Consider the following 21,250-nt stretch of genomic DNA (forward strand, 5'->3'; position numbering starts at 1 on the left):
ATATACACGTCCGCTCGCTCCGCCGGGCCGCGAGCGCTTACCATATCGGTAGCGCCGCCCGCCCCGAAAAACCCGCCATGGCGGCAAGAGGTGTGCAGGCCGTCCTCGCAGAACATGCAACTGCCGTCCGGATAGGCGAAGGGCATGATGACGACCTGACCGGGGCGGATCGGGCGAACCTCGTTGCCGATCGCCTCAACCACTCCGATTGCTTCGTACCCCATGCGACGCCACCGGGCACACTGTCCGGCTGGAGATCATTATAGGGCCACAGATCGTTACCACAAATGCATGCCCGCGTGATGCGGGTCACGGCATCCGTAGGTTTTCGATGGCTGCATCGGGAACGGTCTCGATACGCACATCGTGCGCTTTGTGCATAACAGTGGCACGCATGGCGGTTTCCTTTATGGCTGTGGAGATGGTGTCAGGTGTTGGTGCTCAACGGCGGTGCCTCGCGGCCGACCATGGCCATGTGCGCGGGCGCATAGCGGTCACCTTCCACTGAAATCCCGGCGGCAGCCTGCTGGATCGCCGCGAGGTCGGCATCGGAAAGTTGGATCGCCGCCGCGCCGATATTCTCCTCAAGACGATGCAGCTTCGTCGTGCCGGGGATCGGCACAATATAAGGCCGCTGTGCAAGCAGCCATGCCAGTGCGATTTGCGCGGGCGTCGCTCCCTTTTCATCAGCGACACGCTTCAGCAGATCGACGAACGCCTGATTTCGCTCCATTGCCTGTGGCGAGAACCGCGGCACACTGGCCCGGAAGTCGTTGGCGCCAAACGTCGTATCCTTGTCCATCGCCCCGGTTAGGAAGCCCTTGCCGAGCGGGCTATAAGGCACGAATCCGATACCAAGTTCGTCGCAGGCATCGAGGATACCATTGGTTTCGGGCGCGCGCCACCAGAGCGAATATTCATTCTGGACCGCTGCGACAGGCTGAATGGCGTGGGCACGGCGCAATGTCTGCACACCGGGTTCCGACATGCCGAAATGCTTTGCCTTACCCTCGGCGATCAGTTCCTTGACTGTTCCAGCCACGTCTTCGATTGGCACGTTCGGGTCGACGCGGTGCTGATAGAGCAGGTCTATGGTTTCGACGCCGAGACGCTTCAACGAACCCTCGACTGCGCGGCGGATATGCTCAGGTCGGCTACTGACGCCGCGATTTTCGCGCGTGTCAGGATCGATATCGAAGCCGAATTTGGTGGCGATCACCACCTGGTCACGAACAGGACGCAGCGCTTCGCCCACCACATCCTCGTTGACGAAGGGGCCGTAAACCTCAGCAGTGTCGAAAAAGGTGACACCCCGCTCGACCGCTTCGCGGATGAGCTTGATGCCATCTTCTTTCGTCAGTGCAGTCCCATAGCTGAAGCTTATCCCCATACAGCCGAGGCCGATGGCGGACACTTCAAGGCCGCTGTTTCCAAGTTTTCTCATTTTCATTTTGTGCTCCTCAAGCTTGGGGAATGACCCGGCTGAACGTTTCAAGGGTGATGGTGTCGGGGTCAGGTTCGCCGCTCATGGTCGGCAGCAGATTGCTGTCGATCCACGTCCTCGAACGCCTGCCGGATGATGGCGATGGCGGTGCTGGCGGTGGGCCAGCCCGAATAGAACGCAAGATGCGTCACAATCTCGACGATCTCGTCGCGGGTGACGCCGTTCTCCAGCGCCTTCTTCAGATGAAAGGGCAGTTCGTTGCTGCGATAGAGTGCGATCAGGCTGGCCACAGTGATAAGGCTACGGTCGCGCGGGGAAAGTCCCGGCCGCATCCACACATCATCGAACAGCACGGTATCGGTGATTTCGGTCAATCCTGGCGCAATATCGCCCCATGGCGCGCGCATCGGTGTCTGGTTGTCTGCCACGATCACAATCTCCTTATGCGATACAATCTAGCCGTAGACAGGTTCAGCGATTAGATTGGATAATCAGGATGCGGTTTTGAATCAGGCTCAACAATGGCGCGAAACAATTTCAATGATCTGCTGGCGTTTCGTGCGGTCGCGACGGAGCGCAGTTTCACGCGGGCAGCGGCGCAGATGGACGTATCGACTTCTGCGCTCAGCCATACCATTCGCGGGTTGGAGGAACGGCTTGGCATCCGTTTGCTCAATCGTACGACCCGCAGTGTCGTGCCGACAGAGGCCGGTGATCGGTTGCTTCTGTCGGTGGGTGCGCTGTTCAATGCCGTTGAAGCTGAACTTGCAAGCTTAAGCGAGCTTCGCGACAAACCGGCGGGCACGATCCGCATCACGACGAGCGCGCACGCGGCCCGGACCATTCTGGAACCGGCACTGGTTCCGCTCCTGACGGACTATCCAGACCTCAATATCGAACTCAGTGTCGACGCCGGTTTCGTTGACATCGTCGCCGAACGGTTCGACGCTGGCGTACGGCTTGGTGAGACCGTAGCACAGGATATGATCGCGGTCCGCATTGGCCCCGACATGCGGATGGCAGCAGCGGCTTCGCCGGCCTATCTTGCCGCCCACGGATCGCCGCAGACTCCACGCGATCTTAACCGCCACAATTGCATCAATCTGCGCTTCCCTACCTATGGCGGCCTCTATGCCTGGGAATTCGAGAAGGACGGCCGCGCGCTCAATGTCCGGGTAAACGGGCAGATGATTGTCAATGATACGTCGCTAGCGCTGGAAGCAGCTGTCGATGGACTCGGTATCGCCTACATCACAGAAGATCAGGTATTACCGCTCATCGCCGACGGCCTGCTCGTTCGTGTGCTGGAGGATTGGTGTCCGCCGTTTCCGGGCTACTATCTCTATTATCCGAGCCGACGGCAGCACTCCTCCGGGTTTTCCATGCTGATTGAGGCGTTGAGGTTTCAGGACTGAACGTCCTGAAACAAGCCTTCATCCAAGGGCAGGTCAGCAACGATCCGCTTCAGCTTGGCAATTTCCTCTTTATCCTCATCGGCTGTAATGCGCCCCTGTGGCGCAGGTGTATCGTACCGTGCCATTGACAGTGATGGCGATACGGTTGAGCTTTTCCTCAGCAGAGAGCGAGATTTAACTGCTTACAAAGTTAACCTGTGCTCCGTGTGAACCGAATTATTACAATGATGCCATTTTTGTTTCATTCAAACGTCCAAGAACCGCCTTCCATACGGTCAAGCGGAAGGCACCAAATAAATGCCGAGTGAACGGAGCGGCTTCGTATTCCTCGCAGACGATAATGTGTTTGATATCTGTTGGCCAACTGAGCCAGCTGCCTGCGGGGTGGTCGAAACATGCTCGGGCAAGGAAAAGCCAAAACCAACAGGCTCGACCATTTGATCGGAGACGGTCACTGCAAGGAGTTCTGTGCTTCTGCTACCAGAGGATATCTTGAATTTCGTGGCCCAGAACCGCAAAATCTGATGCTGTAAAGGCGCTGTTTCCCTATAAAATGTTGCGATGGGCAATGCGCCATTGTTCGTCTCGGGAAACGGCACGAATGTACCGACATCGCTCCGGCTGGGCAAAATCGTATTGATGAGCTGCGCAACTTGGCCCGACTCCGACTTCGTCCAATCGGCCTGGATCAGTATCGTTTCAATCTCCGAAATCGGCATGTCGGTTTGAAGTATGATGCGCTGCGCGAGCTCACCATCAAGCATGATGCGGCTTGCCGACCCAAACCGCAGTGGATCTGCGAGCCATTCATTCTTGGTTACAAAGCGTTCCTCGACCGCTCGAACATATTTCTCGTGAGCTGATGGATAGCTGCTGATCAGGTGGAAGGGATATACAACAAGAAAAACTGCACCAATCGCCATGGCGGCATGCCGAGAGATCGGTGCAAGCATTTTTCCATGTATCAGCCAAGCAAGCAGGAAGGTGAGCGATACGCCGAACAATACTCCTGCAAAAACGTCACTTGGCCAATGAGCTCGCAGATAGAGACGAGAGAAAGCAATCATGACGATCAGACCCGCGCCTAGAACAAAAGCTGCCAGACGCGCGCGCGGCTTCAATTCATGTGAGCATACAAGAAAGGTGATGCCCACAATTGCTGCGGACAGCGTTGCGTGACCGCTCGGGAAGCTGAATCCGTCGGCGCCCTGGTATAGTTCCATAGGTCGGGCGCGATGGATCAGTATTTTCATCGTGGGAACGAATATGGTCGCCCCGGCGAACGCCATGGCAACTATTCCTGCCAGTTTCCAACGTCGATGCCAAGCAATGACGCCGACCAGAACAATTGCGATCGGCGCGAGCACCAGACCGTCGCCCAGCATAGTAATGCCGATCATCAGATGATCGATTAGCGGTGTGCGAAGCGATTGAAGATAGGCGCTGACCGCCTGGTCAGAGCGAACAAACTCCTGATCGAAGAATAGCTGTAGAATGATCAATGCAAAACTGATCAAGGCTGCGACAGCGATCCCGCCATAAATAAACGGAACGACGATATTGCCCTCGTTCAGCAGAAGCCGGCGGAGGATATGCAAAGGGCTGCGCGCATCGTTGCGCAACTTGTCTGCAGCCAACAATCTGATGCTATCCAATCTTGGCAATAGCCAGAAGACCGACAATCGAGTCACGTACCAAACGAGGGTCAAGAGGACGACGACGACGATCATGAACTCCAATACGCGCGGGTTGACGGTAGTCGCAACGCCGATCGTGCGCCCTACGCCAATTCCTGGCAAGATATGGGCAGCAGACCAGGCGAGCGCCGAAGCCACGTTTATGGTGGTGAACCAGAACGGGTTCATTCCCGCGATACCTGCAATACCCGGTACTACGGCCTTCACGCCTGGTATGAATCGGCCGATGAATACACTTTTCCCGCCATGGCGCCGAAAGAAGTCTTCGCCCTTGTCGAGCAAGTGCGTAAACCGGCTGAACGGCCATATCGATCGGATATGCTCCTTGTAGACATGCCCGATCCAGTAGGAGATTGCGTCACCGATGATTGCACCCAGCGATGCGGCTGCAAAGACGGGTCCGAAATGAAGTTTTCCCAGTCCAATCAAGGTCCCCGCACCAACAAGAACGACTGTCGATGGAACAAACAAGCCGAGAATGAAAATCGCTTCGCCGGCAGAAATCAGCAAAATGATCAAGAGCGCCGCGATCGGGTGGCTTCCGATATAGTCAATAAGCTGGTGGAGATATTGGGAGAACAATCCGTTCATTCCTTCCATGCGGGAAAGATAATGCGGATGACGAGTCCCGGGCTCGCGTCATCAAGTTCAATCATTGCATCATGGAGTTCGGCAATCGCCTTTACCATGGCAAGCCCCAGCCCAGAGCCCGGTGTCGAACGGCTTTTCTCAAGTCGGTAGAGCCTACGCAGCACGTTTTCGCGTTCATCGGCCGGAATGCCCGGTCCGTTGTCCGTCACCTCCAGAAACAATTTTTCTCCGCTGTTACGTACAGTCACTACAACAGCCGGTCGATCGCCCGCGTGTTTGAGTGCATTCTCGATGAGATTTGAGACAAGCTGGGTGAGGAGTTCCGCATCTCCGTTGACCACCAATGGATGATCCGGCACATCGATATCCAACCTCGAGCCATGATCTTCAGCATAAGACTGGTAGAATTCAGCGACTTTCGAAGTTGAGGTTGCAAGATCGAGCTGAATGAACCTTTCTCGCCGCGCTCCAGCCTCTATCTGAGCAATGCGCAGGAGTGCGTCGAAGGTCGAGAGGATCTTGCTGCTTTCCGCCTCGATTCGCTCCAGCTCCTCCGTGACCTTCTCACCCTTGCTTTCACGCTCAATGGCTAATTCGATGTCAATGCGCAGTCGGTTCAACGGTGTTTTCAGATCGTGGGCAATGTCCGAGGATATCTGGCGGTTGGTCTCAACCACAGCACCGAGTGCAGCAATTGAGCGGTTCATCAGGGCGACGATGCGATCAATCTCGTCATTATGACTGGAAACCGGCAAACGTGTATCGAGTTTGCCGGCGTTGACTGCATCAAGGGCGCTCCCAAGTTCAGAAATACGACGGTTGGTACTTGCCGCAATGGCAAAGGCGCCAGATAGAGTCAGTGCAACAATAAGTAGCAACGCCCATCCACACGCCTGCAGAAATATCTCTTCAATCTCACTGACATCTTCTGCGCTTTGACCAAGCGTCAGACGCATGGTTCCCAGAGAGATCGAGGCAATGAAGTAGGAGAAATCTTCTTCAAGCCCCAATGAGGTCGAAGCTATCTCCGCTTTGTCAGGCAATGGCTGACTTGGCTTGATATTGGAAACAAGTATATTCCCAGATGCATCAGTAAGATGAAAAATGGTTTCATGATTGCGCGTCGAGCGGATATGCTCATTCAATGAGTCAATGAATTCTGGTCGTCCACTTTCTCTAAACAATTCTTGGAAGTAGTGAATATTGTTTTCAAGAACATTGAAATGGCGCTGTTTAAGCTCCGTCTTGATGACTAAAAAGGCAGCCGCACCTCCAACCAGGAGGCTGAGAAAAACAATGCCCGTCAACAGCGCCGCAAGCCGCGCAGTGATGCTCCTGTAAAATTCAACGGGGCGCATGAAGCGAATAGCCCGTGCTACGAACCGTGTAAAGCAAAGGGACACCGAATGGCTTATCAATCTTTGCTCTCAACCGGCTGATATGGGTTTCGACCACGCTGGTCTGCGGGTCGAAATGAAAATCCCAGACGTTTTCGAGCAGCATGGTGCGGGTCAGTACACGCCCTTCCGCACGCATGAGTGCCTCAAGCAATTGGAACTCCTTTGGCTGGAGTTCAATCTCCGTTCCGGCCCGGCTTACACGTCTTTGAATGAGATCCATTTCAAGATCATGGACCCGCAACTTTGTTTTCTGTTCCTGAATGACGGGTCTGCGCGCCAGTGCATTCACACGAGCGGCAAGCTCGGAAAAAGCGAACGGTTTGACCAGATAGTCGTCGCCACCGGCTTCAAGACCTTCGACGCGGTCATTCACACCGCTGACAGAAGTCAGAAAAATGACGGGTGTCTTTTTACCGGCCGCCCGCAGCGCCTTCACAGCAGACAGTCCGTCAAGGCCTGGCAGCATTCGATCAGCAATTATGACATCGTAGTCTTCGCGCGTTGCCCGAAAGAGGCCATCCGCGCCATTTTCCAGATAATCGCAAACATGGCCAGCTTCAGTAAAGCCGTGGCGAACATATTCCGCTGTTTTGCGGTCATCTTCGATCAACAATATTCTCACAACAGCCTCGATTACTTCAGAAGGCAGTGAACCGGCAAAAACCCATCCAGATCAACCGCCGACCACTACTCCATAATTATAGACAAGTTCGCCGCCACACCAAGCAGTAAGGAGCACGGCTACGGCAAGTGCAAGTCATATGCCTCATCTCCGAAAATGAAGGCCAGGACCGCAAAACTCCAGTCGCAGGTGCCAAGAAAGCAGCGATATTTGCGATGGCTCCCTCACCCGAAAACAGCTTGTCCCTCGCTATGAGCGAACGCATCGTATGCGAAGAGCGCAAGCCCCAGCACGATCGGGGAATGTATAATCATTGGGTGAATGAATTCGCTGCGCATCTGGCAACCTTTGTTCGAACATTCGTTGTCATCACGGTGCTTAGCGCCATTCTATAGTTTCGCGACAAGACATCACAGTTGAGCAGGATCGATGTCAAGACAAGCATCTTCCTGATCCTCTCGGATCTCGCGGCCGATGCCTCCTGGATCTATTATTTCAAGGCGCTGAAACTGGTGCCGGCATCCCAGGTCGCGCCAATCGACAAACGGAGTTTGGTGCTTGTCTCAATCGCTACCTGATTGAATAAACCCAAAAAATTGAGGGCGCCACCAAAGGGGGATTGGCTGCGCCCGAACCAAAGAGGAATGGTGCCCCAAGAACTTCTTGGCCAACAGCATCATGTATTCTTGGTGCGTGACCACTCGTCGCCGTCATGGGATACGGTCATGTAGACAACGACGGCAAGAATACCAACCAGGAAGATGGCGCTGGTCCAGGTGAACCCGAAACCGAGGCCACCGTATTCGGTCGGTTGTGCCATCAGATCGCCATAGGCTGCACCCATGGGACGGGTGAAGATGTAGGCAAGCCAGAAGGCGAGAATGCCATTGACCTTGAAGAAATACCATGCTGCGGCAATCGCTGCGATCAGACCGGAATACATTAGTCCTGCCGAAAGGTAGCCCATGCCCAGCTGTTCAGCGGCGAGGTCTCCGGCTGCCGTACCCAATGCAAAAGTGAAGAGGATAGCCAGCCAGTAGAACGCTTCGCGCCGGAATGTGTAGATCGTATGGATTGAAAGCGTTTTTTCGAGCGCATACCAGACCGTGAAAGTGGCGGCGAGAGCACCTGAGAAAATTACTGTTGAAGTGACGAGGCTGACGCCGAAGATGTCGACCATGGTGTCGGTGATGAGCGTGCCGACCACGCTGACCAGAACAACGGTCAACCAGTAGATCCAAGGAATGTACTTGCGCTGGGCAAACTGGAACACCAGCGCAGCGATCAAGAGCCCGCCCATGATGACAGATGTGGTCGATAGGCCGAGGCCCAGGTTCATGTTAATGAAATCAGCCGCTGTCTCACCAACGGTTACGGCCAGGATCTTGACGATCCAGAAGTCGGGCGTAACCTGCGGTACGCGGTTGTACTCCCGGCTTCCGGAAACGGAAGCAGTTTCGGTTTCGATGGTAAGCGTGTCCATTTTCGTCTCCGGAATGGCGCATGGCACCGGTTGGAATTAGGGGCCGGCGGATCGCGTAAACGTGCTTTGCAAACCAACGACTGTGACTAGAATGGCTTGGGTTTCTCACAGCAATCGGTCCAGCAGATTACAGATTGGTAAGAAATCGCCGCCCCCGTGATTTACTGGCTTACAAATTTGTAAGCTTCCGGCGAAACCGTCGTAACTATTGGCAGACACATATACTGACGTTCGGTTCGCTGACGCGCCCGATCAGATCATCCCGGAAACACTCCCAACAGGATAACTCTCATGAAGAAAATCATCTTCACACTCGCCATTTCCGCACTTGTCTTTGGTCGCCTTGCTGGCGGATTCGCTCACGCGGCACCGGTTGCTTGCGAAGATCTCAAGGCAAAGATCGAAGCCGAAATGCAAACGAAGAAGCCCGCCGCAGCTGACCAGGTGAAATTCAATGACCTGAAGGCCAAGGGTGACGAACGCTGCAAGGCAGAAGACGATCACCGCGCCGACGACTTTTACACTCAGGCCCTGGCGCTCATTGGCGTTAAAGGCTGATCACAGCGAAAATACAATCGCAACAACCGACAAGCTTTCTCGGCTTGCCGGTTTCAACTCGTTCAAGGCGAATATTCATGAACCAAAACTATTTTCCGATCGACAGCTTCAACCTTGAACTCTTTTCAATCCTGAATGCATCGAGCAATCCGCGACCGCTCGTTGTAGCTTTGGCAACATACGCCGCGGACTATGCGATCTATTTCCTTCCATTGCTGCTTGCCGGATTGTGGCTGTGGGGCAATTCGGATAGGCGCGGACAACTGGTCTCGACTTTTCTGGGCGCGGAACTCGCCCTTGGTCTGAACCAGATTGCGGGTTTGATCTGGTTTCACCCACGGCCATTCATGGTCCCGGTCGGCAACACGCTGGTCGAACATGTTGCTGACAGTTCCTTCCCGAGCGATCACGTGACTTTCATGGCGGCAATCGCGATCGGACTGTGGTGGCTTGCATGTGAACGAATTGCTGCGGGGTTGGCAGCTATTCTCACCATTTTGGTCGCCTGGTCGCGCATCTATCTTGGTGTTCATTTCCCTTTCGACATGGCTGGTGGCTTGCTGACCGCTGTTATCGGGATGCTGGTAATTTTGCCTTTCAGACCGTTCCTGGAAGGCACTGTGATGGACTGCTTGCTACTGCCAACCTATCGGTGGGTGTTTTCGGCCCTAATCGCTTGGGGCTGGTGCCGGAGCTAGGAGCAGCAGTTCTTCTCATTGCGGGCCGTTTTCGAGTCTTTGAACGACTGAGCTGAGTTGTCGAATTTGTTCCTGCTGTTGGCGAAGAATCTCAGCGAGCTGTTCGCTGCGGATCTGGTCCATCTTGTCGTGCAACTGCATGATTTCAAGTTCTGCTTTCAGATTGACCTCGTAGTCATGCGAGACGGCCAGTCTGTCTTTATTGGCCTGGCGGTTCTGCGACATCATGATGACGGGAGCTTGGATCGCCGCAAGCATCGAAAGCACGAGGTTCAGAAACACAAACGGATAGGGATCGAAAACATCCTTGCCCGGCAGCGCAATAGTGTTCATCACAACCCATATCGCCAGGATAACGCCGAATGAAATGATGAAAGTCCAGGAGCCACCGAACGCAGCAACCTTGTCGGCAAGGCGTTGGCCGAGGGTCAGACGCTCGTGGAAGGTCTCGTTGATGTTCTCAGAGATTGCTACCCGTTTTGCCATACGTCGGAGCACGCGCTGTTCTCTTGCTGGCAGATCATCATAGCCAGTTTGCAACAAATGTTCCGCGAGCTGCTGTACGTCATTATTCATTTTGCCTCCATGCACCTTGTTGGAAAGAGTTCTTATTCCCGCCGTATTACAGACGCTTCGACGCCATACAACATACGGTTTTGTAAGCGGTCAGCCAGAACATCGTAATAATCAATCCCCATCTTCGGTGCATGAGATTGGCATGGTGCCGATCCAGAAAAAGGAGAGATCCATGAAAAAGCTCATGATCATTGCCGCATCTGTTCTGGTTGCAGGTATCGGCGCTGCCGGCGTCACCGCTGCGTCTGCAGCGAATGATGGCGGAGCAAAGGATAAGGCCGAGATGCAGGCGCTGATGGGTTCCAAAATCTCGATCACCGACGCCATCAAGGCTGCTGAAACGGCTCAGCCCGGCAAAGTTGCCGAAGCGCAGTTCGATCTCGAAAAAGGCGCACCGGCTTACGAGATTTCGATCATCGCCGCTGACGGGACAGAGCACGACTTCATGGTCGACGCCAATACGGGTAAGGTCGAGAAACGCGCCGCCAATGAAGACCAGAACGGCGCCGAAGAAAACGGCGTGAACGGTGAAAGCGAAGAAGGCGAAAACGGTTAACAACATGCCCTCGTTGAGCTGCCGCCCGGATCACCTCCGGGCGGTGAGCTTCTGGTGGGGCATGTTCGAACCCGATCTTTTCGCCGGTATTGAATGCGACATTTCCACTCTTCAACAGTGCAGTCTTCGGTTATGTTGCAAATTTTTCGTCAATACGTTGGATGGTAGGATTTGCCTTTTAGGCGGCTGAGTGTTTTCAGTGTTCAAAGACCGCCATTGCGATACGTCTGTCATTTTCTTATGCAATCGATGGTATCTGGCCGGTTCCGTTGCAAGCATCCGGATCGGTTGGAACAAGTCTTACCTCCGGACGCAATTATGCTACTTACCTTGATGTAAATCTCATCCAGGTTCCACTTCCGTGCCACCTGACGCCTCTTTCGATGGAGGCGTTCAAGCAGTCTTGGATTGAAATACAGAACCCAGTGATGCACCGTTGAATGATATATCGCAACGCCACGCTCTGCCATCATCTCCTTAAGGTTTCGCAAACTCAGATTGTAAGCCAAGTATCACTACACACAAAAGAATGGTGGTCTTTTAACATCAATAATTCTCTGCTGATGAGAAGCGTAAATACTACATCCATCATCATGGACGCATGGTTTGCAGCACAGCCCGATAAGATTTTACACATCTAAAACTCCAAAATACCTAGCCACTTTGATTGCTGACGAGACCGAACGAGGACTTCAAGCCGACAGCAGGCGGAAAATGGGAGGTCCATCTTGCGTACATCGCGTAAAATTCGGATCGCTGCCATAATCGGTGCGGTGCTGGTTCCTACGATCCTGCATGCCGAGAGTAGTGTGATTGCATCCGAGAATTTTGTCGCCGCCGCGCAAGAGATAACGACTGATAGTTTGCCCGATCTGGTGCTGGCTTTCGAAACGGACCCCATGGGAGTAGCAAACTATCTCGAGAGCGAGATTGCAGGACGCGCAGCCGCGCGAAACTATATAACGGCGATGCTGCTGAACCGGCAGTTCGAACGCCTTGGTCGGCAATGGAAGTTATTGTTTGCAGATATCGCAGCCCTGTCTGAAGTAAAGGAACAGGACGGTGGCGTGTGGTTTCCGCGAGCCAAGGATACGGGCTTTTTGACAGGTGTACTCGCCACGGTGCTGGCGTCCCATTCCAAAGAAATTTCCATTTTCGCGCGCGGCGCCAGGATGCCTGCACCATCTCCGAACCAAGATACCGTCGAATGGCTGGCACAAGCAGCAAAGCCACTTTCGCGACCAGCAAGGTCGTATTTCCAGCGCGCTATGCTTGCAGGCTCTATGCGCCGGGCCGAATAACGGGATGGGATTCGTTAAAAACCGATTGTGACCTCGGGAAGCGACAGACGCGTTTATCTCATTGTGCGAACAGGTGCAGGACAACGGTATCCGGTTTTCTCTTTTACGATATCCGGTTCGTATCCGACTTGTTGTCGACTTCCAGCAACCAAGCCCGAACGCGCTTGAAACGGAATGTACACTCAAACTCAAGGTTTACAATGGCTTTTGAACGCCAACGAACGTGTGTGCCTGTTTGAAAGAACTAATGGCGGAGGGGGTGGGATTCGAACCCACGGTACGATCTCTCGCACGCCGGTTTTCAAGACCGGTGCCTTAAACCGCTCGGCCACCCCTCCGTATCTGAACGAAGCAGACTTGAACGCCTCTTTATCGTTATCAAACAGCAGCGTCAATCTGCCACTTGCTATCATCCGCTATTAAATGACTGATAGTCTTGCTCTTCAGGTTAATGAAGCATAAACTTGAGAATAACAGTCATAAAGAAAAGGGAACGTATGAGCCTGGAATCGGTCAAGGCGTTTTTCGCAGACAAGGCACCCGAAATCGAAGTGATTGAACTGCCAACCAGTACGGCGACAGTCGCCCTCGCCGCCGAGGCACATGGTGTAGAACCAGGACAGATCGCTAAAACGCTTTCCTTCACGGCGAAAGACCGAACCATTCTGATTGTTACGCGTGGAGACGCGCGAATTGATAATCGCAAATTTAAAGACCGCTTTGGTACCAAGCCACGTATGCTGGACGCCGAAAGCGTATTGAACGAAACGAGCCACCCTGTCGGCGGTGTGTGCCCATTCGGGCTGCCTAACAACCTGCCCGTCTATTGCGATTTGTCGCTCAAAAGTTTTGAAGAAGTTGTGCCAGCCGCTGGCGCCACAAATAGCGCGGTGCGGATAACGCCGCAAAAAATAGCCGAACTTGTTTCGGCAGAATGGATTGATGTCTGCCAATGACAGCAATTCTTGCCCGAAATACCTGATCGCGATGACGTGATGACTGAAGCGCTTTTTTGCCCTTTAAAGGTGATAAAGGGCTTCATATATTTTAAGAATAGTTCTAAAGTGGATTCGAGATGAATGCACTCGCTTGGCACATCCCGCCTGAAAATTCCGGCTTCTGATGGGTTTGTGACGTAACAAAAGCAGAGTTTTCCTATGGATAAAACCATCTGGAAGGCTTGAGAATGTGCTGAAAGGAATAATCAATGCGTCTTACTCGTCAGACGAATTATGCCATTCGCATGCTTATGTATTGTGCCGCCAATGACGGCAAACTGAGCCGCGTTCCGGAGATCGCACGCGCTTATGGCGTATCGGAACTGTTTCTTTTCAAAATCTTGCAGCCTCTTGTCGAGCATAGTCTGGTTGAGACCGTGCGTGGCCGTAATGGCGGCGTGCGTCTTGGGCGCGCAGCAAAGGACATCTCCTTGTTCGATGTTGTGCGTGTAACCGAAGAAAACTTCGCCATGGCGGAATGCTTCGAAAACGACGCCACTGAATGCCCGCTCGTCGATAGCTGTGGCTTGAATTCCGCACTACGCGAAGCACTGAATGCTTTCTTTGGTGTTCTGATGAAGTACAGCATTGCAGATCTGGTTAAGGCACGTCCGAATGTTCGCGCCCTGCTAGGCATCGATGAAGTTGAAGTAGAGCGCGTTGCCAGCTGATCTTTAGCCGCAACCGGAAAATACAAAAAGGCTGAGAACTGGATAGGTTCTCAGCCTTTTCTTGTTGCGAGAGCATTTCCAGCAAAAGTGCGAAGCGGTTTTGCGTCGGATAATGCGAAAAAACAAGGAAAGAGAGCATTTCCAAAGATTCAAGAAAAACAGGAAATGCTTTAGAGTTTTTTACGGTGCAGCTGCATAGGCCGACTGCGGCAGCACGAACGGGGCACCCTTCGCTGGCGGAACTCCTACCCGCAACGAACATTCATAGACCCGTTTGAGCCTATCATCCGTCAGAGCATGCTGCGGTGTGCCGATGGTATCGAGCCTGCCTTTGTGCATGACCGCAATGCTGTCTGCAAACATGGCTGTCAGATTGAGATCATGAAGGATTGCAATGACGCCGCCGCCTGCTGCTGCAAACTCGCGTGCAATTTCCATCACTGTAATCTGATGTTTGACATCGAGGCTGGAAATGGGTTCATCCAGAAACAGATAGCGTGGCTTGCTGTCAACAACAGGCTTCCAGACCTGGCACAACACACGCGCCAGCTGCACGCGCTGCTGTTCACCGCCGGAAAGCTCCTGATACAGCCTGCCACTGAAGCCTGTCAGATCGACTTTCTGCAACGCAAGATCAGGCAGCCTCTCCTGTTCAGCACCTGTTACACCGCTAAAGCCACCCGTCAGGCCAATATGCACGATCTCGCGGACGGTAAACGGGAATGACAAGGCACTGGCCTGCGGCAATACTGCACGCCGTGCCGCCATACGCCATGGCTTGATCTCGATGAAATCCTCACCATCGAGATAGGCAGAACCGGTATAGGAAAGATCGCCCGAAAGCGCGCGCAACAATGTGGTTTTCCCAGAGCCGTTGGGACCGACGATCGCCGTTACTTCCCCCGGGCGTGCAACAAAATCGATATTCTCGATGATTTGTTTGCTGCTGATGGAAACGCATAGATTTTTGGTTTCAATCATCTCGTGCCTCACAGATCAAGAACGCCGCGCTGACGCAGCAATATCCAGAGGAAAAATGGAGCGCCGCAAACGGCCGTGATGATGCCAATTGGCAATTCCGCAGGGGCAACGATCGTGCGGCTCACAGCATCTGCAAGCAGCAACATGATGGCGCCGAGAAGTGCTGCCGAAGGCAGCAGATAGCGATGATCCGGCCCGATGCTCAGACGCAGCATATGCGGCACCACAATACCGATAAAACCAATACCGCCGGATATGGCTACAGTTGCACCGGTTGCCGCCGCCACTGTAACAATTGCTACGTTCTTGATCCGCTGCACAGGAATACCAAGATGTCCGGCTGCGGCCTCACCCAAGGCTAACGCATTGAGACCGCGTGCCAAAAATGGCGTTGCAACCAAAACAACGGCAATGATCGGACCAGCGGTGCCAATCTTGCCCCATGTGGCCCCGGCCAACGAACCAAGGCCCCAGAAGGTCAGATCACGCAACTGTCGATCATCAGAAATATAGACGAGAGCGCCAGTGGCAGCCCCTGTGAGTGCTCCAAGCGCGATACCAGCCAGAAGCATCGTTGCAACAGAAGTGCGGCCACGCCGTGTCGCCACGCGATAAAGAAGAAGCGTGGTGACAAGCCCGCCAAAAAAAGCCGCGAGTGGCAAGGCATAGAGGCCGAGCAGAAGATAAAGCGGAGCGAGCGCTGTTCCTCCCAGAACAATCATCGATACGGCACCGAGACTGGCACCGGCAGACACGCCAACAAGACCAGGATCAGCGAGAGGATTACGAAACAATCCCTGCATAACTGCGCCTGAAACCGCCAGTGCAGCACCAACCAATATTCCCATGATGATGCGCGGCAAGCGTATTTCCATGATGATCAGATGATCGCGCCGGAATGCCTCAACGCTTTCCTGCGTGCCAAAAACGAGTGACCGCATAACACTCAGAACAGAAGCGTCCGAAGCACCGGCCGTCAGGCTGAAAAGTGCCGTGAGGCAAAGGGCTATAGCAAGAGTTGCGATAGCCATACAAGCTCTCACGGAGCGATCTCCGGCATGACTATCGTTGGCTTGATCACGCACGGCAAAGCCGTCGGGGTTTGCAGCGCGATCTTGGCTGGTCATTTCGATATGTCCTTATTGCGGGTTTCCGCGATATGCCTGCCTGCAATGACGCTCGACAGGCATATGTTTCAGTTAGCGGCCTGCTTGCCATAGAGCTTTTCTGACAACTCGCGACTGGCTGCACCCGTGCGTGGACCAAAGCCGAGCAGATAGAGTGAATCCATCTGCACGATATTTCCGCTGCGCCCTGCGGGGGAATTCGCAAGTGCCGGGTTCTTTAGAAGGTCATCTTTCTGAATACTGTCCTTGCCGATATCCATGGTGAGGATCAGATCAGGAGCGGCCTTCTCAACAGCTTCATCGGTGAGCTGCTTATAACCCTGATAAGAGTTGATTGCGTTCACACCGCCCGCAAGGGTGATAATGCCATTGGCACCCGTGCCGGTGCCAGACGCCATAATACGTCCTTCCTGCGCCGACATGATGAACAGCACACGCTTGCGCGGGTTCTGGCTGGCAGAGATTTTCTGCGCGGCTTCCAGATCACGCGACACATCTGCTGCAAGGGCATTGGCCTTGTCTTCAAGCCCAAGCGCCTTACCGACCGCTTCAATCTTCTGAATCACGCTCTCAGCAGTGTGGTCGTCAGGAATAATAGCGATAGGAACAGAAGCTTTCTTAAGTACTTCCAGCGTTTCCGGGGGACCGCTTCCTTCTGATAATAAAATACCGGTCGGGTTGACCGAGAGGACACCTTCTGGCGACAGACGGCGCATATAGCCCACGTCAACAAGCTTCCGAGCTTCTTCCGGATAAGTGCTGGTCTGATCGCGAGCCACCAGCCTATCGCCCGCACCAAGCGCATAGACGATTTCGGTCACTGCACCACCGACTGAAACAAGTCGCGACGTATCTGCGATTTTTCCAACCGTATCAGCTTGTGCTACCCCGCCAAAGGCGACCGAAGCAGCCACGACAGCCAAAGCGGCACAACGCCCGATACGCGAAGAAATGATTGACATGTTCTGTTTCCCTAAAGCACGCTCCGAAAATTCGGAACCGGCGCTCCACTGAAGACGTGCATAAAAACTATGGTTCTGACTGCAGTCCGGAAATGAACGGCACTTCCGGACTGCACATCAGAACAAAGGCTTAGCTGCTATTTTTTCAAGCAGCGCTCGACTGCGGCAAGCGCGGGAGATTTTCAGCAATCATGCGCCAGTCAGCAAGTTCGACTTCACCTTCGTGACGCTCACCGAAGAACTGAATGATCAGCTCACCATTGGCGTCATAAGCTTCGAGCGATGTGACATGACCATCTTTCGTTGGCTTGCGAACGACCCAGGCGTCAGCAATGTGGTCGGCACGCAGATGCAGATGGAACGTCGGATCAAGCACATTGAGCCATGGACCCATCGTCTTGATTTCCGCAATCGTGCCAGTGTGGATCTGAATGCAGCCACGACTACCGACAAAGCACATGATCGGGATCTGTTCCTGAACCACGTGGTTCATCATCGCTTCGACTGCTGAAAGATCAACGCGCCAGGCAAAGTCCTGTCCGGCAAGATGCACGGCCTGATGACGATCAACACCGAAATCTTTCAACAGACCGACAAACTGGTGGACATCCGTCAGAGAGCCCCAGCGTTCGCGGAATGCATCGCCGTCAATGGTCGAAGCATCGGCTTTTACTGCCTTTGCAGCGATTGGCTTCGTTTCGATGGCTGGCGTCTGATCGTCGAACAGCAATTCGGAAACGAGCTGTTCATAAGCTTCCAGATTGGATGCCGGACGAAGATGAATTTTGTGAACGGCTTCGCCCGATGCATCGAAAAACTGCAGGCTTCGGCGAACATGCTCACCATCAAGCTTTGCTACAGCAAAACCATGCACCCAATGCTTCGGGAAAATGCGGAGATCGATTTCCTTACCGAGCGTAAGGGACGCGTGCGGACCCCAAATCGTCTTTTCAAAAGGACCAATCTTTTCATGCACAGCGCTTTCATTGCGCGTCAGCGCCATGACTTCGCCAAGCGAAGGCGCATGTTTAAGCAGGGTTTCCACATCTGCACGGATGCGGCGAGCAGAGATCGAGCTGTCGGCTTCTGCACCGGTATAAGCCGCGATGAAATCGGCTTCCGATATCCCGAGACTTTGAGCGAAATCACGCTCGCGCATTTTCGGGTTATCTGCCCGTGCCTTGAGTATCTGCTCTGGGGAGGGCTTGGTCTGGGTGGTCATCTGTTGTTTGCCTATTTGTTCAGGATGAGCTTGCCTTGACGGGTGATCTTCAAGCGATAGAGAGAGCCGCCATGCTCTATCGCCACTTCGCGGGAACCGTTGAAGAGTTCACGGCTGCCATAAGTCTGGAGCTGCGGCTCGAGCGGAGATTCAGAAGTGCGCGCTTTGACTTGTCCGTCTGCAGCAAGGCGGGACTGGATTTCGGGCATGCGGCTGGAGACGCGTTCCCGCGGCAACCGCACCTGCATGTCGATGTGAATACGCCTGTTCATTTTTCTGCCTCTGCGCCAGTTATGGAGCCGTCTTGTTAACTGACCGAATGTCGACCAAATCATTAGTTGACATCTAAAGTCATGTTTAATAATCACTGCCTTACTGGATTAAATGAGTCAAGTTTAATTCTTGTTTTTTCCAGAGCAAGCCCGAAGGTTTCTCCTTCCAGCCAGCATCAGAACTCCTCTCGGGATGAGGAGGTCATAACCTATTGAAAAATTTAATTTTCTCACCTCCGACGGGCGTGAGAAATTTGCTTTGTCCTTCAGGAGAAACTAGGCAATGCGGGCAATAAACGGGGAACAGAAGCGGTCATTTTTGGCGAGCACCGGTCTCGCAGTCGTAATTATGGCAATGACGTCGGGGGCATATGCGCAGGAACAAACTGCAGCAACTGACAGCAACGGCGTTGAGCTGAAACCTATTGTTATCAAGAACACACGCGGCACAAAGGGCTCGGTTTCCGATACACCTTTGGCAAACGTCACAACTGCTGACGAAATCCGCAAGAAGGACATCGAATCCGTCAAAGACCTGTCCAATACGCTGGAGCCGGGCCTTGCTGTAAACACGACAACTGGCAGCGTAAATATTCGTGGTCTTCAAGATGATCGCGTCTTGACGACCATTGATGGCATTCCAATTCCTTATCTTGATGCGACTGTCCGCACAGATGTAAATGGCGGTGGAAGCGATGCATATGACATTTCCGCCCTCTCAACATTTGACGTCCTCTATGGCGCTGATGCCAGCCGCCTTGGTTCGGGAGCCATGGGGGGCGCCGTTGCACTGAAGACATTGGAACCTGAAGATCTGCTCGCTCCCGGCAAGGCTTTTGGCGGCATTGCCAAGCTTACCTATGATGGTTCCGACAAATCCTTCATCGGCTCTGGTGCTGTCGCTCAGAAAATTCAGAACACCTCAGTTCTGTTCCAGGGCTCATATAAGCGTGGCCATGAAGTTCAGGGCACTGGAGACATCGGCGGATATGGCGCAGCCCGTACAGAAGCCGATCCGAAAGATTATGATCGCAGCAACCTCATGTTCAAGCTGCGGCAGGAGCTTGAAGGTGGCCACACCGTCGGGATCACAGCTGAACGTAACCGTTATGATTCCGACACCAATCTGAATTCGGACGCAGGGACGACCTACAACAATCGCGATTACAATCAAAACCGTAAAAATGATCGTGACCGTGTATCGCTCGATTATCGTTATGAGAGCCAGGATGATGGCATTGTAAACAATGCATGGGCAACCGTTTACTGGCAGAAGATGACACGATCTTATGGCACCGACACCATCCGCAAAGGTGCACTCGCAGGTCCTTTTAGCCGCAACTACAAACTTGAAGATGAGCGTTACGGTGCAAGCGGTTACACCAATCTGGGATTTGACACCGGAACACTTTCGCACTCGCTGACTGTTGGCGGTGATTTCAGCATCGGCAAAAGCACTCAGTCGTTTACAGGCGATGACGCATGTATTCGTGGTGTTCAAAGCCCGACCTGCGCCTTTTTGCATATCAATCAAGCAGACACGCCTGATATCGACGCCTATCGCCTTGGTCTGTTCGCTGAAGACCGTATCGAAATAGGCGATACGCCTTTTGCCATCACTCCGGGTGTGCGGTTCGACTGGTTCAAGTATGAGCCAGATTCAACAAGCGGTTATGCCAACAATTCGGACAGCCGCATTTCGCCAAAAATCCGCTTCTCCTGGCAAGCTGCACCCGCTCTTGAACTCTTTGCGCAGATATCAACGACTTACAAAGCTCCGGAAATTGATCAGCTTTATGTCACCTACCTGTCTGCTGGCTATGGCACGATCGGCAATCCTGACCTTAACCCTGAAAAGGGATACGGCATCGATGTCGGCGCAAACTTTGGCGATCAGAACTCGGGCGGTAAAATCACCGCATTCGTGAACCGCTACAGTGACTTCATCGATACCGTGACCACTCGTACGACCCAGTACCCACTGGGCCTGACCGAATATCGCAACCTCGATAAAGCACGGATTGCCGGTATTGAAGTAAAAGCGCACCACAACTTCGTCAACGGCTTCAATGTGCATGGTACTTTGGCTTACGCGAAGGCTATGAATCTGGATGATAATATTCCATTGGCATCATCGCAGCCCTTCAAAGGCGTGTTCGGTGTGGGCTACAACACTGAAACCTGGGGCCTAGACACCAGCGTTGTCGCAGCAGCCTATGTTAATCAGACTATTTCAACCCAAACAGGGACACAAACACGTCGCTTGCCCGGCTATGGTCTCGTCAATCTGACAGGTTGGTGGGAGCCAAAACAACTGAACGGCACACGTCTTCAGGCTGGCGTCTACAACATATTCGACAAGACCTATTACAACGCTATGAATGTAAACAGCCTGGCTAACGTGACCGAACGTTATTCAGAGGCAGGTCGCTACTTCAAAATATCACTGACGCAGAAATTCTAAAAACATTCGGGAGACGACAGCCTCCCGAACATTGATCGCCGTGTCTACGAAGTCCACCCATCTCTGACCGCGGCTGTGGCCTTCATATCCCGAGATACGGCGCGGCGAGTGCGGGCCCTACCACCGCACTCGCCGGAAAACCGACAGGACACGGCAGAACATCTGTGCGATTGTTCTGGAGATTTTTTGTAGCCAGTCCATCTTTGTAAAGA

At 53.4% G+C, this 21,250-nt stretch carries 22 protein-coding genes, 1 tRNA gene and 2 pseudogenes; 9 read left to right on the forward strand and 16 right to left on the reverse strand.

Translation table 11 applies throughout. From position 1 onward, the window contains the following. Positions 1 to 44: 44 nt before the first annotated feature. From CEV33_RS24780 to CEV33_RS02870, 3 genes and pseudogenes are all read right to left on the reverse strand, one after another. Positions 45 to 224, reverse strand: a pseudogene (locus tag CEV33_RS24780) (alcohol dehydrogenase catalytic domain-containing protein); the annotation flags it as partial. A 203-nt stretch (positions 225 to 427) separates the two neighbouring features. Next, positions 428 to 1,450 carry an aldo/keto reductase gene (locus tag CEV33_RS02865; RefSeq protein ID WP_094538947.1) on the reverse strand — a complete coding sequence of 341 codons (1,023 nt, stop codon included), beginning with the start codon at positions 1,448 to 1,450 and terminating at the stop codon, positions 428 to 430. A 62-nt stretch (positions 1,451 to 1,512) separates the two neighbouring features. Then, positions 1,513 to 1,872: a carboxymuconolactone decarboxylase family protein gene (locus CEV33_RS02870; RefSeq protein WP_235818349.1), complete on the reverse strand. Its 360-nt coding sequence runs from the start codon at positions 1,870 to 1,872 to the stop codon at positions 1,513 to 1,515. Positions 1,873 to 1,965: 93 nt separating this feature from the next. On the opposite strand from CEV33_RS02870, the gene CEV33_RS02875 reads away from it, so the two are divergent. Continuing rightward, on the forward strand, positions 1,966 to 2,859 hold the full coding sequence (locus tag CEV33_RS02875; RefSeq protein ID WP_094538948.1) for a LysR family transcriptional regulator: 894 nt from the start codon (positions 1,966 to 1,968) through the stop codon (positions 2,857 to 2,859). Here CEV33_RS02875 and CEV33_RS24590 read toward each other — a convergent pair. From CEV33_RS24590 to CEV33_RS02890, 4 genes are all read right to left on the reverse strand, one after another. Then, on the reverse strand, positions 2,850 to 2,984 hold the full coding sequence (locus tag CEV33_RS24590; RefSeq protein WP_268875792.1) for a hypothetical protein: 135 nt from the start codon (positions 2,982 to 2,984) through the stop codon (positions 2,850 to 2,852). The genes CEV33_RS02875 and CEV33_RS24590 overlap by 10 nt on opposite strands. 150 nt (positions 2,985 to 3,134) lie before the next feature. Then, entirely contained in the window at positions 3,135 to 5,156 is a 2,022-nt protein-coding gene (locus CEV33_RS02880) for a bifunctional DedA family/phosphatase PAP2 family protein (RefSeq protein WP_094538949.1), read from the reverse strand. Then, a complete protein-coding gene (locus CEV33_RS02885) occupies positions 5,144 to 6,505 on the reverse strand; it encodes a sensor histidine kinase (RefSeq protein ID WP_094538950.1) in 1,362 nt (453 codons plus the stop codon). Before CEV33_RS02885 ends, CEV33_RS02880 begins: the two co-directional genes overlap by 13 nt. Further along, a complete protein-coding gene (locus CEV33_RS02890) occupies positions 6,492 to 7,169 on the reverse strand; it encodes a winged helix-turn-helix domain-containing protein (protein WP_094538951.1) in 678 nt (225 codons plus the stop codon). The genes CEV33_RS02885 and CEV33_RS02890 overlap by 14 nt, the downstream gene beginning before the upstream one ends. 416 nt (positions 7,170 to 7,585) lie before the next feature. Here CEV33_RS02890 and CEV33_RS23955 point away from each other — a divergent pair, with 416 nt between their 5' ends. Continuing rightward, on the forward strand, positions 7,586 to 7,747 hold the full coding sequence (locus CEV33_RS23955; RefSeq protein WP_167388108.1) for a hypothetical protein: 162 nt from the start codon (positions 7,586 to 7,588) through the stop codon (positions 7,745 to 7,747). A 98-nt stretch (positions 7,748 to 7,845) separates the two neighbouring features. On the opposite strand, the gene CEV33_RS02900 is transcribed toward CEV33_RS23955, so the two are convergent. After that, a complete protein-coding gene (locus CEV33_RS02900) occupies positions 7,846 to 8,652 on the reverse strand; it encodes a COG4705 family protein (protein ID WP_094538953.1) in 807 nt (268 codons plus the stop codon). 291 nt (positions 8,653 to 8,943) lie between these two features. Between CEV33_RS02900 and CEV33_RS02905 the strand changes: the two genes are divergently transcribed. Further along, entirely contained in the window at positions 8,944 to 9,210 is a 267-nt protein-coding gene (locus CEV33_RS02905; RefSeq protein ID WP_094538954.1) for a hypothetical protein, read from the forward strand. 77 nt (positions 9,211 to 9,287) lie between these two features. Beyond that, the gene (locus tag CEV33_RS02910; RefSeq protein ID WP_094538955.1) at positions 9,288 to 9,908 is read left to right on the forward strand and encodes an undecaprenyl-diphosphatase; all 621 of its coding nucleotides are present in this window, start codon (positions 9,288 to 9,290) and stop codon (positions 9,906 to 9,908) included. Between the two features lie 15 nt (positions 9,909 to 9,923). On the opposite strand, the gene CEV33_RS02915 is transcribed toward CEV33_RS02910, so the two are convergent. After that, complete coding sequence (locus CEV33_RS02915) at positions 9,924 to 10,484, reverse strand: DUF1003 domain-containing protein (RefSeq protein ID WP_094538956.1); 561 nt, start codon at positions 10,482 to 10,484, stop codon at positions 9,924 to 9,926. A 172-nt stretch (positions 10,485 to 10,656) separates the two neighbouring features. Here CEV33_RS02915 and CEV33_RS02920 point away from each other — a divergent pair, with 172 nt between their 5' ends. After that, positions 10,657 to 11,040, forward strand: a complete 384-nt coding sequence (locus tag CEV33_RS02920) for a PepSY domain-containing protein (protein WP_167388109.1) — start codon at positions 10,657 to 10,659, stop codon at positions 11,038 to 11,040. A gap of 326 nt (positions 11,041 to 11,366) precedes the next feature. Here CEV33_RS02920 and CEV33_RS24405 read toward each other — a convergent pair. Next, positions 11,367 to 11,571, reverse strand: a pseudogene (locus CEV33_RS24405) (IS6 family transposase); the annotation flags it as partial. 197 nt (positions 11,572 to 11,768) lie between these two features. Between CEV33_RS24405 and CEV33_RS02925 the strand changes: the two are divergent. After that, positions 11,769 to 12,341 (forward strand): hypothetical protein, encoded by a 573-nt coding sequence (locus tag CEV33_RS02925; protein WP_094538958.1) that lies wholly within the window; start codon positions 11,769 to 11,771, stop codon positions 12,339 to 12,341. A gap of 248 nt (positions 12,342 to 12,589) precedes the next feature. On the opposite strand, the gene CEV33_RS02930 is transcribed toward CEV33_RS02925, so the two are convergent. Next, positions 12,590 to 12,679 (reverse strand) — tRNA-Ser (locus CEV33_RS02930). A gap of 159 nt (positions 12,680 to 12,838) precedes the next feature. Between CEV33_RS02930 and CEV33_RS02935 the strand changes: the two genes are divergently transcribed. Both CEV33_RS02935 and rirA read left to right on the forward strand, forming a co-directional pair. Next, positions 12,839 to 13,297, forward strand: coding sequence for a YbaK/EbsC family protein (locus CEV33_RS02935; protein WP_094538959.1), 459 nt, complete (start codon positions 12,839 to 12,841; stop codon positions 13,295 to 13,297). Positions 13,298 to 13,548: 251 nt separating this feature from the next. Beyond that, complete coding sequence (rirA, locus tag CEV33_RS02940) at positions 13,549 to 14,010, forward strand: iron-responsive transcriptional regulator RirA (protein ID WP_094538960.1); 462 nt, start codon at positions 13,549 to 13,551, stop codon at positions 14,008 to 14,010. 180 nt (positions 14,011 to 14,190) lie between these two features. Here the strand turns inward: rirA and CEV33_RS02950 are convergent, their stop codons facing one another. The 5 genes from CEV33_RS02950 to hemP all read right to left on the reverse strand — a co-directional run bounded on the left by CEV33_RS02950 (position 14,191) and on the right by hemP (position 18,574). Further along, on the reverse strand, positions 14,191 to 14,991 hold the full coding sequence (locus CEV33_RS02950) for a heme ABC transporter ATP-binding protein (protein WP_094538962.1): 801 nt from the start codon (positions 14,989 to 14,991) through the stop codon (positions 14,191 to 14,193). Between the two features lie 8 nt (positions 14,992 to 14,999). Continuing rightward, the gene (locus CEV33_RS02955; RefSeq protein ID WP_094538963.1) at positions 15,000 to 16,118 is read right to left on the reverse strand and encodes a FecCD family ABC transporter permease; all 1,119 of its coding nucleotides are present in this window, start codon (positions 16,116 to 16,118) and stop codon (positions 15,000 to 15,002) included. Positions 16,119 to 16,186: 68 nt separating this feature from the next. Then, positions 16,187 to 17,080 (reverse strand): heme/hemin ABC transporter substrate-binding protein, encoded by an 894-nt coding sequence (locus CEV33_RS02960; protein WP_094538964.1) that lies wholly within the window; start codon positions 17,078 to 17,080, stop codon positions 16,187 to 16,189. 145 nt (positions 17,081 to 17,225) lie between these two features. Then, entirely contained in the window at positions 17,226 to 18,302 is a 1,077-nt protein-coding gene (locus CEV33_RS02965) for a hemin-degrading factor (protein WP_094538965.1), read from the reverse strand. 11 nt (positions 18,303 to 18,313) lie between these two features. Then, the gene (hemP, locus tag CEV33_RS02970; RefSeq protein WP_094538966.1) at positions 18,314 to 18,574 is read right to left on the reverse strand and encodes a hemin uptake protein HemP; all 261 of its coding nucleotides are present in this window, start codon (positions 18,572 to 18,574) and stop codon (positions 18,314 to 18,316) included. A gap of 349 nt (positions 18,575 to 18,923) precedes the next feature. Between hemP and CEV33_RS02975 the strand changes: the two genes are divergently transcribed. Beyond that, a complete protein-coding gene (locus CEV33_RS02975) occupies positions 18,924 to 21,038 on the forward strand; it encodes a TonB-dependent hemoglobin/transferrin/lactoferrin family receptor (protein ID WP_167388110.1) in 2,115 nt (704 codons plus the stop codon). The last annotated feature ends 212 nt before the right edge of the window (positions 21,039 to 21,250 follow it).

Origin of the sequence: Brucella grignonensis, assembly GCF_002252505.1 — a bacterium.
Lineage (GTDB): Bacteria > Pseudomonadota > Alphaproteobacteria > Rhizobiales > Rhizobiaceae > Brucella > Brucella grignonensis.

Coding starts and splice junctions, on each gene's coding strand:
- CEV33_RS02935 (WP_094538959.1), top strand. CDS start 12,839: ATGAGCCTGGAATCGGTCAAGGCGTTTTTCGCAGACAAGGCACCCGAA.
- CEV33_RS02865 (WP_094538947.1), bottom strand. CDS start 1,450: ATGAAAATGAGAAAACTTGGAAACAGCGGCCTTGAAGTGTCCGCCATC.
- CEV33_RS24590 (WP_268875792.1), bottom strand. CDS start 2,984: ATGGCACGGTACGATACACCTGCGCCACAGGGGCGCATTACAGCCGAT.
- rirA (WP_094538960.1), top strand. CDS start 13,549: ATGCGTCTTACTCGTCAGACGAATTATGCCATTCGCATGCTTATGTAT.
- CEV33_RS02880 (WP_094538949.1), bottom strand. CDS start 5,156: ATGGAAGGAATGAACGGATTGTTCTCCCAATATCTCCACCAGCTTATT.
- hemP (WP_094538966.1), bottom strand. CDS start 18,574: ATGAACAGGCGTATTCACATCGACATGCAGGTGCGGTTGCCGCGGGAA.
- CEV33_RS02965 (WP_094538965.1), bottom strand. CDS start 18,302: ATGACCACCCAGACCAAGCCCTCCCCAGAGCAGATACTCAAGGCACGG.
- CEV33_RS02960 (WP_094538964.1), bottom strand. CDS start 17,080: ATGTCAATCATTTCTTCGCGTATCGGGCGTTGTGCCGCTTTGGCTGTC.
- CEV33_RS02910 (WP_094538955.1), top strand. CDS start 9,288: ATGAACCAAAACTATTTTCCGATCGACAGCTTCAACCTTGAACTCTTT.
- CEV33_RS02905 (WP_094538954.1), top strand. CDS start 8,944: ATGAAGAAAATCATCTTCACACTCGCCATTTCCGCACTTGTCTTTGGT.
- CEV33_RS02950 (WP_094538962.1), bottom strand. CDS start 14,991: ATGATTGAAACCAAAAATCTATGCGTTTCCATCAGCAGCAAACAAATC.
- CEV33_RS02955 (WP_094538963.1), bottom strand. CDS start 16,118: ATGACCAGCCAAGATCGCGCTGCAAACCCCGACGGCTTTGCCGTGCGT.
- CEV33_RS02885 (WP_094538950.1), bottom strand. CDS start 6,505: ATGCGCCCCGTTGAATTTTACAGGAGCATCACTGCGCGGCTTGCGGCG.
- CEV33_RS02920 (WP_167388109.1), top strand. CDS start 10,657: ATGAAAAAGCTCATGATCATTGCCGCATCTGTTCTGGTTGCAGGTATC.
- CEV33_RS02875 (WP_094538948.1), top strand. CDS start 1,966: ATGGCGCGAAACAATTTCAATGATCTGCTGGCGTTTCGTGCGGTCGCG.
- CEV33_RS02900 (WP_094538953.1), bottom strand. CDS start 8,652: ATGGACACGCTTACCATCGAAACCGAAACTGCTTCCGTTTCCGGAAGC.
- CEV33_RS02915 (WP_094538956.1), bottom strand. CDS start 10,484: ATGAATAATGACGTACAGCAGCTCGCGGAACATTTGTTGCAAACTGGC.
- CEV33_RS02975 (WP_167388110.1), top strand. CDS start 18,924: ATGGCAATGACGTCGGGGGCATATGCGCAGGAACAAACTGCAGCAACT.